Here is a 14,008-nt window from a genome sequence, read left to right as displayed (position 1 = left end):
AGATGAAAAAAGTCCTCATTATATGTTATTACTGGCCCCCGGCCGGAGGACCCGGGGTGCAGCGCTGGCTCAAATTTGTGAAATACCTCAGGGAATTCGATATTGAGCCGGTTGTTTATGTGCCCGAGAATGCCCATTATCCCTTAATCGATAAATCTTCTGAAAGCGAAATTCCGAAGGGAATAAAGGTTATTAAAAAAAACATTTTTGAACCCTATGCATTTGCTTCTTTGCTTTCGGGCTCTCAAACCAAAACTATAAGCACCGGGATTATTGAAGATGAAGCCAAACAGGGATTTCTGCAGAAATTAATGCTCTACATTAGAGGGAATTTCTTTATTCCCGATGCCCGTAAATTTTGGATAAAGCCATCGGTAAAATTTCTATCAGATTTTCTGAAGGAAGAAAATATCGACACAGTTATAACTACAGGGCCTCCTCATAGTGTTCATCTTATAGGCTTTAAGTTAAAGGAAAAGTTTAATGTTAATTGGCTGGCCGATTTTCGCGACCCCTGGACCAATATTGGTTATCATTCCAAATTAAAGCTTACTGAAAAATCTAAATCGAAGCATCTGGAACTGGAAAGAAAGATTCTTGAAGCTGCTAATGAAATTATTGTGACCAGTTATACCACCCGGGAAGAATTCAGCAAAAAAACTTCCAAACCTGTGCATTTAATCACCAATGGGTTTGATGATGAAAAGATTGGAGAAGTACAGCCCTCTGAAGATTTTTTAATAAGTCACGTAGGCTCCTTGCTTTCAGGAAGAAACCCTGAAAATCTCTGGCGAAGTTTGGGAGATTTGGTGAAAGAAAATAAAGATTTTCGGGATCATTTAAAGTTGGAAATCACCGGGGCTATCAGTTCGCAGGTGAAACATAGCATCCTGGCTGCTGGTTTGGAGCCTTTTGTGAGCTTTAATGATTATGTAAGCCATAATGAAGCTTTAAAAATTCAAAGAAGAAGCAGGGTTTTACTTCTTTTGGAAATAGATAGTGAAGAGACCAGGGGAATTATTCCGGGAAAACTTTTCGAATACCTGGTAGCTAAAAGACCAATTTTGGCAGTAGGCCCTAAAGATTGGGATGCCGCAAGGATAATTTCAGAAACTTCAGCCGGGAAAAGTTTTAAGTATTATCAACAACCTGAAATTAAAAGCTATATCCTCGAGTTGTTTAATCTATTTAAGAACAATGCTGGCACTTTAGCTTCAGAAGATATAAATGAATATCATCGGCGCAGTTTAACCGAAAAGCTGGCTAAAATCATTCAGAAATACTAAATGGGATTAATCTTTAAACAATCGGCTAAAAATCTTGTGACCACCTATCTGGGGTTTGGGATTGGGGCGATTAATACCCTGTTTTTATTTACTTATTTCCTGGAACAGCAATATTACGGCTTGGTGAGTTTTTTATTATCGGCTGCAAATTTAATCTGGCCGCTTATGGCTTTTGGAGTGCATAGCACGCTGATTAAATTTTTTAGTTCGTATAAGTCCAGGCAGGAGCAGGATAAATTATTAAACCTGGTGCTGTTTTTACCTCTTTTGGTATCTGTTTTTTTAGGGATTGCAGGTTGGATTGGATATGACTTTTTACTCGATTATTTTAGCGAGGGCAATAGCCTTGTGCAAGCCTATATTTGGCTAATTTTTGTGATTGCTGTAGCTACAGCCTATTTCGAGATCTTTTTTGCCTGGTCTAAACTTTATTACAAGAGTGTTTTTGGCAATTTTATGAAAGAGATCTTTCACAGGTTTTGTATTTCAATTTTATTATTTGCCGTGTATTTTAAATGGCTTAGTGTAGAGAGTTTTATTTATGCCGTAGCCCTGGTTTTCATTTTGAGAATGCTTGCGATGAAAATCTATGCCTTTAGGCTTCACCGGCCCAATTTAAGTATTGAGTTTCCGGCGAATCTTTCGAGCGTTCTAAAATACAGCGCCCTTATTTTGATAGCAGCTTCGGTAGCAATGGTTTTGCTAGACCTGGATAAAGTAATGATTGAGCATTACCTGCCTATAGAAAATGTGGCGATTTATGGAATAGCAGTATACATAGCTACGGTAATTTCGGTGCCTCAAAAGGCGATGCACCAAATCACACACCCGCTAACTGCTAAAATGCTCAATGAGCGAGATAAAAAAGCTTTGGGCCAATTATATACCCGTAGTTCCCTAAATCTTTTAATTATAAGCGGACTCATATTTGTGCTGATTCTCTGCAACGTGAGGCAGCTTTATGAGATGATTCCCGATGAATACGAACTAAGCCTTTTGGTGATTTTTCTGCTTTCGCTGGTGAAACTCTATGATAATTTTTTGGGAAATAACAACAGCATCCTGTTTAATTCAGATTATTATCGGCTGGTGCTGGGAGTGGGGGTTATTTTGGCCTTGCTTGCTTTTGTTTTCAACCTTATTTTTATTCCTGAATTTGGAATAGAAGGTGCAGCAATTGCCAGCTTTCTGGCTTTTGTAGGTTATAATACTACTAAAATTTACCTGGTCTACGCAAAATTTAAGTTGGTGCCCTTTAGCTTTGAAACATTAAAAGTGTTGATTCTAATTGCCGCCAGCTGTTTGGTTTTCTTTTGGTGGGATTTTAATTTCCATCCCATTCTCAATATTGCGCTGAAGTCTGGAATAATTGTTTTGGGATATTTAATCGTTGTTTTTTGGTTTAAATTTTCTGAAGATACCACTCGTTTACTTCGAACACTCCTGAAATGGCCCAAGCTGTAAAAGGAGAAACCCCCGCGGCATCCTAAGACGCTTTGGGGGTTTCCAACTAACCAACCAAAAAATTAAATTATGAACTTACTTTTCTATTATTATACATATTCCGTGCCGAACTTTAAACCGGCCAAAAATTTATTAATTTCCACGACCTCTGCTACTGCGCTGAGTTCTGGTGTTTGCAGAACTTCTGCTTGAAGAAGAACTACTTCTTACAGCGGCAGGTTGGCGGGTAGGAGTACTGGTCCTGGCTTGTTGCCTTGTACTACTGCTTCTCTGGGTCCTCACTGAAGTATTGCTTCTGGTTTGCGACCTGGTTTGCACAGCAGTTTGTTTAGCCGGCGCACTGGTTCGCGCTGTAGAAGTTCGGGTGCTTCGGGGCGGGGTTGCCTGAGCTCTTTCAGGGCTACTTTGACGCTGGCTTTGAACGTTTCGACCCGAGGCAGCTTGAGATCTACGCGTATTGGTAGCCTGAACTCTATTTGTGCTATAACTACCTCTGGAAGTAGTAGCTTCCTGCCTGGTAGTAGTTCTACCGCGGGCATCGCTGCTTCTTTCCCTCGTAGCACTAATTCTCTTCTCATTAGAATTAGAGGTTCTCGCGTTATTCACTGCAGAATTTCTTCTGGTAGAACTTTGACTGGTCACCCTGCTATCACGAGTATTCACCTTCGTGATTTCACGTTGTTGCGAAGTGCGCCTTCCCTGATTGTATGATACTACCCGCTGATCTGGACGGTAAAAGTTGTTTCGTACCTTATTGATATAAGTGGTGTTGTAGACATTCACATATTGCACATACGACATACGGTGTGGTTGATAATATGCTCTATAAGGCTGGTGAAACACTATACTTACAGCTGCACGAGGTCTCATATAAAAGTCGTGCCAGGGGCGATAAACATAATGACGGTTAAACCTATTGATATAGCCGTTATAATGTGCAATTTGATTAAACCGATTGTAATGAACTCTTAAGTTACCTACACGATGCACGAAGCCTGCAGGGTTATACTGAATAAATACATCACCAGCCTGGATAATCCTTCCGTAGTAATCGTAATAGATAGGTACATTTTCTACCTGTATTACAGCCCCATAATCATCATACTGCACATAGGCACCATAATCATAACCTGAGTTGAAGCTAATATTCATTCTCGGGGTTGAAATGTTAACCACATTGGCTCTTCGAAAGTCGGGATTATAGTAGAAATCGAATTCACCATTAGGATAAACAGCAAATTCTACCCCATTCTCAATGAAGATAAATGATTCATTATATGCATTACGTGGCGCATCGGCTGATACACTGAATGCAGAAAAAATAAAACTGAGTATTAGTATGAGGTTTTTCATGATATATAGGTTAAGCTTGTGAGTAAATGTTTTTAAGGATAAACCTTAGACAGTCTATTAAAAACAAAGGTTATGCCAAAAACCTGCAATCCGGCCTAAGAGCCGGATTGCAGGTGGATATCTTCTTAAAATCAAAAGATTATAGTTTTTCTTTTAAGTATTTAGCGGTAAGAGAGTCTTTAGATCGTGAAACCTCTTCTGGTGTTCCCTGAGCCACAAGGTACCCGCCATTTTCACCACCATTAGGCCCCAGGTCGATTACATAATCGGCGCATTTTACAAGGTCCATATTGTGTTCAATTACAATTAGGCTATGTCCTTTCTTTAGAAGAGCGTTAAAGGATTTCAATAGTTTTTTAATATCGTGAAAATGCAGGCCTGTGGTGGGTTCATCGAAAATGAACAAGGCTTTTTCCCGCGTATTTCCTTTTACCAGGAAAGATGCCAGTTTAATACGTTGGGCTTCCCCGCCCGAAAGAGTAGAGGAGCTTTGACCTAATTGTACATAACCCAAACCAACATCTTTAAGAGGCTTTAATTTTTTTACAATTTTATCCTGTTTCTTTTCGCTGAAAAAATCGATTGCATCATCTATGGTAAGGCAGAGCACGTCATCGATATTCTTTCCTTCAAACTCCACCTCGAGCACCTCTCTTTTAAAGCGCTTTCCGTTACAGGTTTCGCATTCCAGATGCACATCGGCCATAAACTGCATTTCGATGGTAACTTCACCCTCTCCTTTACAAACATCACAGCGACCGCCATCTACATTAAAAGAGAAATGCTTTGGCTTAAAATCTCTTATTTTTGAAAGTTTTTGATCTGCAAAGAGGTTTCTTATATCATCGTAAGCCTTGATGTAAGTTACCGGGTTAGATCGGGAAGATCTTCCAATAGGATTCTGGTCTACATATTCAATGCTCCCAAGGTTGCTGAAACTACCTTCAATCCCGCTGTATTGGCCGGCTTTTTCACCATAGCCTCCCAATTCTTTTTGCATAGCGGGATATAGAATTCTTTTGACCAAAGTACTTTTCCCACTACCAGATACCCCGGTAATAGCGGTAAAAATACCTAAGGGAACTTTTACATCGATATTCTTCAGGTTATTCTCCCGGGCTCCAAGAATCTGAATGAAATTCTTGAATTTTCGTCTTTCGGCCGGGACTTCAATTTGATCGCTTCCGTTTAAATATTTGGCGGTAAGGGAAGAGGCCTTGAGAAAATCGGAATAATTCCCTGTGGCTACTACTTCTCCTCCGTGGGTGCCTGCTTCGGGGCCTATATCGATAATTTCATCGGCCGCCTTCATAATATCTTCATCGTGTTCCACTACGATCACCGTATTGCCTAAATCCCGAAGATGCTCCAGCACCCCGATTAGATTTTCGGTATCCCGCGGGTGCAAGCCAATTGAAGGTTCATCTAGAATATACATCGAACCTACCAGGCTACTACCAAGAGAAGTCGCGAGATTAATTCGCTGGGATTCCCCGCCAGAAAGCGTATTGGATTTCCGGTTTAGGGTGAGATAGTCCAGGCCAACCTGCGAGAGAAATTCTAATCGGTTGCGAATTTCGGTAAGCAGACGTTTAGCGATTTGGGAGTCGTACTCGTTTAATTCCAAATCAGTGAAAAAGTCGCGTACTTTATTGATTGGCAAATCTACCAGTTGGGTGATGCTTTTCCCCGCAATTTTCACGTATTCGGCTTCCGGCCTTAGTCGTTTTCCTTTACAAGCTGAACATCGGGTTTTCCCTCGATAGCGGGATAACATTACCCTGTTCTGAATTTTATAGGCTTTGCTCTCGAGGAATTCGAAGAATTCATTAATTCCTTCAAAGTATTGATTTCCGCTCCAAACCAAATCTTTTTGCTCATCAGAAAGCTCAAACCAGGGTTTATGAATTGGGAAATCGAATTTATGAGAATTATTAACCAGTTGGTCCCGGTACCAACTCATACTATCCCCGCGCCAGGGAAAGATCGCATTTTCATAAACTGAAAGTGCGGTATTTGGAATCACCAGGTCTTCATCTATACCAATTACATCGCCATAGCCTTCACATTTCGGGCAGGCTCCATAAGGATTATTGAAACTGAAAAGATGCACATTAGGTTCCAGGAAGTTCATTCCGTCCAACTCAAACTTATTGCTAAAATGCCTACGGTCTTCATCTTTCATCTTTTCGACGAATAATTCGCCTTTACCTTCAAAGAAAGCGGCTTCAGTAGCATCGGCAAGGCGGTTATAGAAATCTTCCTCATCGCGGGTAATGATCCTGTCTACCACCAAGAAAGTTTCAGAAAGCTTTGCTTCTTCAAAATTGGCTTCATCAATCCTTGTAACCTTATCTCCAAGCTTAATTCGGCTATAGCCCTGTTGAGCCAGTACTTTGATCTTTTCCTCCAGGCTTCTTCCGTTTTCCAAATGAATGGGGGAGAGCAGGAGTAATTTTTCGCCTTCAGCAAAAGACCTGATATAATTTATTACATCGCTAACCGTATCTTTTCTTACTTCATTGCCCGATACGGGAGAGTAGGTTTTACCTATCCTGGCAAAGAGCAATTTTAAATAGTCGTAGATTTCAGTAGAGGTACCTACCGTAGACCGCGGATTTGTTGAGTTAACTTTCTGCTCTATAGCGATGGCGGGTGCAATACCCTTTATATAATCAACTTTTGGCTTGTTAAGTCTTCCCAGGAATTGCCGGGCATATGATGAAAGACTTTCAACGTATCGCCGCTGTCCTTCGGCATAAAGAGTATCAAAGGCCAGACTGGATTTTCCTGAACCCGAGAGCCCGGTAATAACCACCAGCTTATTGCGGGGAATCACCAGATTTATGTCTTTTAAATTGTGCAGTTTTGCACCTTTTATTATTATGTTTTCTTTGGGATCAACTCCGGAAACGTCAATATTCATGCTCATTTATCAGAAATAGGAATTGCAAATGTACTCAAACTAAGGCGGCATAAAAAGCGGGTTATTTCTTATAGTAATGTTAAAAATTTAAGCTTTTATTTGTTATTGTCAAATTTACTTTGCTATATTTGATGCCAAACTAATTAGATCGCCTATTGCACAAAGTTACTTTTTTAAAGACTAAATAACCTAACCTCAGGTTTTCCTACCAGCCTGAAAAAGTAACTACTATGAAAAACCTTATAATTAGCGATGCTATACTCGTTAGGCAGTATATCGATGGCGATGAAAACGCCCTTTCCCATTTAATTAACAGGCATCAACAACGCATTTACAGCTTTATTTTTTCGAAGGTATTTGATAAGGATATCGCCGAAGATATTTTTCAGGATACCTTTATAAAGGTCATTAATACCTTAAAGCGGGGAAAATACAATGAAGAAGGCAAATTTTTACCTTGGGTGATGCGAATTGCGCATAACCTGGTGATCGATCATTTTAGAAAGAATAAGCGAATGCCACGCTTCGAAAACAAAGACGATTTCAATATCTTCTCGGTTTTAAGTGACTCTGAACTCAACGCCGAAACCCAAATCATCAAAGATCAAATAGAAACTGATGTACAGGAATTGATCAAGGAACTGCCCGAAGATCAATTAGAGGTTCTTATGATGCGTATTTATAAGGACATGAGTTTTAAAGAGATTTCTGAACGAACCGGGGTAAGTATTAATACTGCATTAGGCCGAATGCGATATGCTCTTATCAATCTTCGGAAAATCATTGAAAAGCACAACCTAATTTTAACAAATTAAGCTATAATATTCTTCTTTTGCGTGCGTTATCTTTTAAAACCAAAACAAAACGCAAATGGGGAAACTCTACACTAAAAAATCTTCTGAACAAAAAAGATTGAAAGAATTAAAACCTAAAGCGGGAACGGTAAAGTTTCTGCTCAATTACTCTAAAGCTTTAAGGGTTAGCGAATACGGCAATATGCAGTTTGAAACCTTTATTAACTAAATTCCACCAAAAAGACCTGTTGTTAGCCTACAGGTCTTTTTATTTTTTAGTTTTTAAATATTCCTTAATCACCGATTTTCGGCCAATTGTTTTGGTGATAATATCCTTTTCCAGATCCCAACCCCGGGCTGGTGAATATTGTCTGCCATACCAAATTATTTGAAGATGTAACTTGTTCCACAAATCTTTTGGAAATAGACGTTTCGCATCTTTTTCAGTTTGATTTACGTTTTTCCCGTTGCTTAAATTCCAGCGATACATTAGGCGGTGAATATGGGTGTCTACCGGAAATGCGGGAATATTAAATGCCTGGGCCATCACTACGCTGGCGGTTTTATGCCCCACAGCAGGTAGTGCTTCTAATGCTTCAAAATTAGCCGGAACCTGGCCGTCATACTTTTCAATAAGGATTTTAGACAGGCCATAAATTCCTTTCGATTTCATTGGCGAAAGGCCTACGGGTTTTATGATTTCTCTTATTTCTTCCACGCTAAGTTTTACCATATCGTAAGGATTATCGGCCACCTCGAATAGCAATGGGGTGATTTGATTCACTTTCACATCGGTACTTTGAGCAGAAAGCAAAACGGCGATTAAAAGCGTGTAAGGATCTTTATGATCTAAAGGAATGGGTACCTGCGGATAAATCTCGTTTAACGTATCAATAACGAACTGTACCTTTTCCTGTTTGGTCATAATGCTTATTTTTATAGCAAAAGTAAGAATTATGACAACATTGAAAGCGGGAGATAAAGCTCCCAATTTTAAAGCTGAAGATCAGGATGGAAATATTGTACAACTCTCAGATTTTAAAGGTAAAAAACTGGTAGTTTTCTTTTACCCCAAAGCCAGTACCCCGGGCTGCACCGCTGAAGCCTGTAACCTAAGAGACAACTGGGAAAAATTCAAAGAACAGGGCTATGCAATTTTAGGAGTTAGTGCCGATTCTAAAAAACGCCAGTCTAATTTTAAGGAAAAATATGACTTGCCTTATCCCTTGCTTGCCGATGAAGATAAGGAGGTGATCAATGCCTTTGGAGTATGGGGTCCTAAAAAGTTTATGGGGAAAAAGTATGACGGCATTCACCGAACCACTTTTGTAATCGATGAGAACGGAATTATAGAAGAGGTAATAAGTAAAGTAAAGACCAAAGCCCACGCTGAGCAAATTTTGTGATAAGATGCTGATTGCAAAATAGGCTGTTTGAAAATATATACTTTTAGCGCAATTGGCCACTGTTACCTTGAGTGCAGTCGAAAGGAGTCACCTTGAGCGCAGTGGAAAGGTCGATATTTTCAAGCAGCTCTTTTTATTGGCTCAAATTCACCTTTTGAATTGTAGCCAGGCTATCGCAATTTTCGATTTGTAGTTCAAGGGTTTTGCTGTCTAATTTATTCGTTATAAAATAGGTTTTGCAGGGTTTGGATTTGGTATTGCTTTTTCCAAAATCTACTCTACCGTTTTCCAGAAGGCTTGACACTTCAGCTGTATCAAGGTTATTTTGAGAGAAATAAGCCAGCGCTTCAGGAGAATAGTTTTTATCCTTCAGTCTTATATCCTTTAAAACCCTGGCATTGGGAGAATAATCGCAGGAGGTTTTTTTTCCGCCAAGAAAGAAAAACAGAAGAACTATCCCAAAGAAAAGACCAACCGAAAAATAGCCGATGCGGTGTATAAGCTTCATGAAAAATGAATTGAGGTTCTAGAAAATAAGCAAATTAATATCCCGATAGGAGAGATCAAACCAATCGGCAATAGATTTACTGGTTAAAATTCCGTGGTAAAAGTACAAACCATTTCGTAAACCCTTGTCAAATCTCAAGGTATTTTCCAGGCCACCTTCTTCAGCTATATGCAGTAAATAAGGGGTGAAAATATTGCTTAGCGACAGCGAAGAAGTACGGGCATAGCGTGAGGGAATATTGGGTACGCAATAATGAATAATATTATGTTTGGTGAAAATTGGCTTGTCGTGCGTGGTAATCTCACTGGTTTCCACGCAACCCCCCATATCTATACTAACATCTATAATTACCGCTCCGCGTTTCATCGAAGCAACCATAGTATCTGAGATCAAAACCGGTGACCTGTTTTTTCCTCTAACCGCCCCGATAAGCACATCACAGCGCTTTATGGCTTTAGATAAATTTTTTGGCTGAATGGTAGAAGTATAAAAGGTTCTTCCCAGGCTGGATTGAATGCTGCGCAATTTTGTAAGTGAACTGTCGAAAACCTTAATTCTTGCTCCCAGGCCCAGGGCCGATCGGGCTGCGAATTCACCCACGGTACCTGCCCCTAGAATTACCACTTCGATAGGAGGGACCCCGCTAATGTTTCCGAACATAAGGCCATTTCCCTCCATATTATTGCTCATAATTTCTGAAGCAATTAAAACCGAAGCCGTCCCGGCAATTTCGCTTAAGGCCCGAACTATTGGGTATGAGCCATCCTCATCGCGAATAAATTCAAAGCCTAAGGCGGTGATACGTTTGGCGGCAAGTTTCTGAAAATATTCCTTGCACTGGGTTTTTAATTGTAAAGCTGAAATAAGGGTAGTTTGCGGGTTGATCATATCCAACTCGGCAAACGATGGTGGTTCGATTTTTAAAATGGTTGGGCAGGAGAAAACCTTTCTGGTATCGCTGGTGATCTCGGCGCCTGCATTAGAGTAATCTTTATCGCTAAACCTGGCCCATTGCCCTGCACCCGATTCGATTAAAATTCGGTGGCCGTGAGCTGTGATAGCAGCAACAGCATCGGGGGAGAGGCAAACCCTTTTTTCCTGGTAGGAGGTCTCTTTTGGAATTCCAATAAATAACTGACCCTTATTTTTGTAAATTTCTAGGGTCTCCTCCTGCGGAATTAGTTGTTCTTTGGTGAAAGGCGATACCTGTTTGGCCATATTTGTCGGCAATTATCATTAACCGGTTAAATTACGACTATTTTCAGAAATATGGGAAATTACAATTTAGAGAAATATTCTTCGTCGGAAGCTTTTTGAAAATCCTGTTGCTGAAAATCTTTAATATCCTTACGATCTTTTTCACTTACCGAGGAGAAGATCGAGACATCGGTTTCTTCCAATTCGCTTAGATCGATCCCATAAATACGGTCAAAGATTTTAATTCGAATCAGGTAAACTATAGCCAGAATTCCGATAAAAAAAGGGGCCAGGAAAATAAGTTGGTTGGTATCCATAGGATTCACTTGCAAGAAAACATCTTCGTAAAATATTATAACAAGTTGATAGGAATACATGGCAATTGGAATAAGGATTGCATGATACCACCAATGCTTACAGGTGAAAAACCAAACTAATAGTAAAAGTAGAGGAACTAATTTTCCTAAATAAGTCCAGGCAGCTACCATAACGCTTTCATAGTAGAAGCTTTCGTATGTAAAAAAATAATTTTCCCAAACGGGACCGTCTGGGAAAATTTCATAGAGATAAAATAAATATGGTGAAAACGCTATAAATAGCGCTATGATACTACCCACCAGCAGGAATTTTGATGGCTGAGCGATCGATAGCTTGTTTCTTGAAGTCATCGTTATGGTTGTTATCAGAATTTGAAGTTACAAAAAATGATGCTCCAAAGATTGCGGCTCCGAATAATAATGCTTTTAGTTTCATAGTTATAGTGTTTAGGTTGTTATTTCGTTTTGTTTTCTAAAGCAAACCTATAACATTTTAAAACACTAAAAATTAATACATTAATCGTACTTTTGCGCGCTTTTTTGGAGATTTTTTGAGTAGTTTATATTGATTTAGTGATTTATATTTAATAGATGATAATAAGTCCTCTATCGGTAAATGAAAAAAAATGCCTGGTTCGGGCTTACACTTGATTAGTTTTAGTAGTAATTTACTTACAATAACTCTTCTATCGCGAACTTACACTCGTTAACAAAACTTTAACTTTCTGGTGTGTTCATCAACTATTTCAATTTTAATTTTACTCACCTCATCATCAAGTAAATTTTCAATTCTTTCCGGCCATTCTATCAATTTCCAGGCTTCGGTAGCCAGATAATCTTCAAGGCCCATATCCAAAGCTTCGATTTCATCTTCAATTCGGTAAAAATCAAAATGGAAAACGCGACCCCTGGCAGCCTCGTATTCATTTACCAAAGCAAAAGTGGGACTTTGAGCCACATCTTTAGCGCCTAATTTTCTAACTAATTCCCGAATTAAGGTAGTTTTCCCGGCTCCCATTTCTCCATAAAACAACAGCGTTTTGTGCGGGGCATTCTCCAGCAGAAAATCTACCGCACGGTCTATTTGGGATAAATTATAGGTAATGGCCATTCAGTTAAATTAATGCTACAAAGATAGGCAATAATTTAACAGTGCTTACTCATCCCTTTTCAGGCCCGGGTTTATAAAAAGTTTAGCCGGCTTTAGGACTCATAATTACAAATGGAATAATCATTTCTTCCAGGGAAACTCCCCCGTGTTGATAGGTATTGCGATAATAACTCACGTAATGATTATAGTTATTGGGGTAGGCAAAAAATAAATCTCCTTTGGCAAAGATGAACGAACTGCTCATATTTATACTGGGCAGGTGAATTGTTTTCGGGTCGGTTGCGGCGAGCACGTCTTTATCTTCATAGGTAAGACTTTTGCCTGTTTTATATCTTAAATTAAGACTGGTGTTTTTATCACCTATTACCTTAGAAGGGTGCTTTACATTAATTGTACCGTGGTCTGTAGTGAGAATTAGTTTGAAACCGAGACGCTGGGCCTGTTGAATGATTTCCAGAAGGGGTGAATTTCTAAACCAACTCTGGGTTAATGAGCGGTAAGATTTATCGTTAGAGGCAAGCTCTTTAATCACTTCCATTTCGGTTTTGGAGTGGGATAACATATCTACAAAATTGTACACGATGACAGTGAGGTCATTGTCCTTTTGAGATTTAAAATTATCTGCCAGTTTTTTTCCGGTTTTGAGGCTGGTGATTTTATGGTATTCATATTTAAGATCTAATCCCAGGCGTTTAAGTTGCTCTTCCAGGAATTCGGCTTCAAAATTGTTTTTTCCGCCTTCATCGGTGTCATTCTTCCAGTACTTCGGAAATAATTTTTCCATATCACTGGGCATAAGCCCCGAGAAAATTGCATTCCGCGCGTATTGAGTAGCAGTGGGCAGGATGCTGTAATAAGGTTCCTCTGAAGCCTTTTTGTAATAATTAGAGATTATAGGTTCAAAAGCCTTCCACTGGTCATAGCGTAAATTGTCTATCACCACAAAAAGGGTAGGTTGATCTTTACTGATTTCGGGAACCACCTTATTTTTAAAGAGGGTGTGGGACATTACGGGAGCATCAGCTTGTTTGCCAAACCAATCGGGATAATTCTTATCAATAAACTTACAGAATTGAGTATTGGCTTCCAGTTTCTGGGATTCCAGGATTTCGAACATTCCGGAGTCTTCAATATTTTCCAGTTGAAGCTCCCAATAGATCAGTTTTTGGTATAATTCTGCCCATTCTTCAAATGAATTCACCTGCGCCATATCCATCGCTATCTTGCGAAATTCCTGCTGATAGTTGGAAGTGGTTTTTTCAGAAATTAATCGGGAATGATCAAGATTTTTCTTCAGACTTAATAGAATCTGGTTGGGATTCACCGGTTTAATAAGGTAATCGGCTATTTTAGAGCCAATGGCCTCTTCCATGATGAATTCTTCCTCACTTTTAGTGATCATTACCACGGGAAGATTTTCCCTTTTTTCCTTAATTTCAGATAGGGTTTCAAGACCGGTTAATCCTGGCATATTTTCATCGAGAAAAACAATATCAAAATTTTCTTCTTCAACCTTGTCCAGGGCTTCGGTGCCGCTCTGGCAGGTAGTTACTTCATAATTCCTCGACTCCAGAAATAAAATATGGGGTTTAAGTAAATCTATCTCGTCATCTACCCATAATATTTTGATATTATTCATATATGTA

14 protein-coding genes are annotated in these 14,008 nt (G+C 39.4%); 5 read left to right on the top strand and 9 right to left on the bottom strand.

Features of this window, described 5'->3' with window-relative positions:
• The first annotated feature begins 2 nt into the window (after positions 1 to 2).
• Together ACW6QP_RS05045 and ACW6QP_RS05040 are read left to right on the top strand one after the other, a co-directional pair.
• A complete protein-coding gene (locus ACW6QP_RS05045; protein ID WP_457909762.1) occupies positions 3 to 1,286 on the top strand; it encodes a glycosyltransferase family 4 protein in 1,284 nt (427 codons plus the stop codon).
• Positions 1,287 to 2,750, top strand: coding sequence for a lipopolysaccharide biosynthesis protein (locus tag ACW6QP_RS05040; protein ID WP_457909761.1), 1,464 nt, complete (start codon positions 1,287 to 1,289; stop codon positions 2,748 to 2,750).
• 132 nt (positions 2,751 to 2,882) lie between these two features.
• Here the strand turns inward: ACW6QP_RS05040 and ACW6QP_RS05035 are convergent, their stop codons facing one another.
• Positions 2,883 to 4,103 carry a hypothetical protein gene (locus ACW6QP_RS05035; protein ID WP_457909760.1) on the bottom strand — a complete coding sequence of 407 codons (1,221 nt, stop codon included), beginning with the start codon at positions 4,101 to 4,103 and terminating at the stop codon, positions 2,883 to 2,885.
• A gap of 139 nt (positions 4,104 to 4,242) precedes the next feature.
• Entirely contained in the window at positions 4,243 to 7,029 is a 2,787-nt protein-coding gene (uvrA, locus tag ACW6QP_RS05030) for an excinuclease ABC subunit UvrA (protein WP_457909839.1), read from the bottom strand.
• A gap of 230 nt (positions 7,030 to 7,259) precedes the next feature.
• Here uvrA and ACW6QP_RS05025 point away from each other — a divergent pair, with 230 nt between their 5' ends.
• Both ACW6QP_RS05025 and ACW6QP_RS05020 read left to right on the top strand, forming a co-directional pair.
• Positions 7,260 to 7,844, top strand: a complete 585-nt coding sequence (locus ACW6QP_RS05025; RefSeq protein WP_457909759.1) for an RNA polymerase sigma factor — start codon at positions 7,260 to 7,262, stop codon at positions 7,842 to 7,844.
• 55 nt (positions 7,845 to 7,899) lie between these two features.
• On the top strand, positions 7,900 to 8,052 hold the full coding sequence (locus ACW6QP_RS05020; RefSeq protein ID WP_457909758.1) for a hypothetical protein: 153 nt from the start codon (positions 7,900 to 7,902) through the stop codon (positions 8,050 to 8,052).
• Positions 8,053 to 8,091: 39 nt separating this feature from the next.
• On the opposite strand, the gene ACW6QP_RS05015 is transcribed toward ACW6QP_RS05020, so the two are convergent.
• Positions 8,092 to 8,748, bottom strand: a complete 657-nt coding sequence (locus tag ACW6QP_RS05015; RefSeq protein WP_457909757.1) for an endonuclease III domain-containing protein — start codon at positions 8,746 to 8,748, stop codon at positions 8,092 to 8,094.
• A 31-nt stretch (positions 8,749 to 8,779) separates the two neighbouring features.
• On the opposite strand from ACW6QP_RS05015, the gene bcp reads away from it, so the two are divergent.
• Complete coding sequence (bcp, locus tag ACW6QP_RS05010) at positions 8,780 to 9,229, top strand: thioredoxin-dependent thiol peroxidase (protein WP_457909756.1); 450 nt, start codon at positions 8,780 to 8,782, stop codon at positions 9,227 to 9,229.
• 133 nt (positions 9,230 to 9,362) lie between these two features.
• Here the strand turns inward: bcp and ACW6QP_RS05005 are convergent, their stop codons facing one another.
• The 6 genes from ACW6QP_RS05005 to porX all read right to left on the bottom strand — a co-directional run bounded on the left by ACW6QP_RS05005 (position 9,363) and on the right by porX (position 14,001).
• Positions 9,363 to 9,737: a hypothetical protein gene (locus tag ACW6QP_RS05005; protein WP_457909755.1), complete on the bottom strand. Its 375-nt coding sequence runs from the start codon at positions 9,735 to 9,737 to the stop codon at positions 9,363 to 9,365.
• A gap of 18 nt (positions 9,738 to 9,755) precedes the next feature.
• Entirely contained in the window at positions 9,756 to 10,955 is a 1,200-nt protein-coding gene (locus tag ACW6QP_RS05000) for an alanine dehydrogenase (protein WP_457909754.1), read from the bottom strand.
• Between the two features lie 59 nt (positions 10,956 to 11,014).
• Complete coding sequence (locus tag ACW6QP_RS04995; protein ID WP_457909753.1) at positions 11,015 to 11,551, bottom strand: hypothetical protein; 537 nt, start codon at positions 11,549 to 11,551, stop codon at positions 11,015 to 11,017.
• A complete protein-coding gene (locus tag ACW6QP_RS04990; protein ID WP_457909752.1) occupies positions 11,544 to 11,687 on the bottom strand; it encodes a hypothetical protein in 144 nt (47 codons plus the stop codon). The genes ACW6QP_RS04995 and ACW6QP_RS04990 overlap by 8 nt, the downstream gene beginning before the upstream one ends.
• Positions 11,688 to 11,957: 270 nt before the next feature.
• Complete coding sequence (gene tsaE, locus ACW6QP_RS04985) at positions 11,958 to 12,362, bottom strand: tRNA (adenosine(37)-N6)-threonylcarbamoyltransferase complex ATPase subunit type 1 TsaE (RefSeq protein WP_457909751.1); 405 nt, start codon at positions 12,360 to 12,362, stop codon at positions 11,958 to 11,960.
• Between the two features lie 82 nt (positions 12,363 to 12,444).
• Positions 12,445 to 14,001 carry a T9SS response regulator signal transducer PorX gene (gene porX / locus ACW6QP_RS04980; protein ID WP_457909750.1) on the bottom strand — a complete coding sequence of 519 codons (1,557 nt, stop codon included), beginning with the start codon at positions 13,999 to 14,001 and terminating at the stop codon, positions 12,445 to 12,447.
• Between the last annotated feature and the right edge of the window lie 7 nt (positions 14,002 to 14,008).

This window comes from Salegentibacter haimaensis (assembly GCF_054121495.1).
The sequence above is the reverse complement of the archived record's forward strand: the minus strand, read 5'-3'. Positions and strand labels throughout refer to the sequence as shown.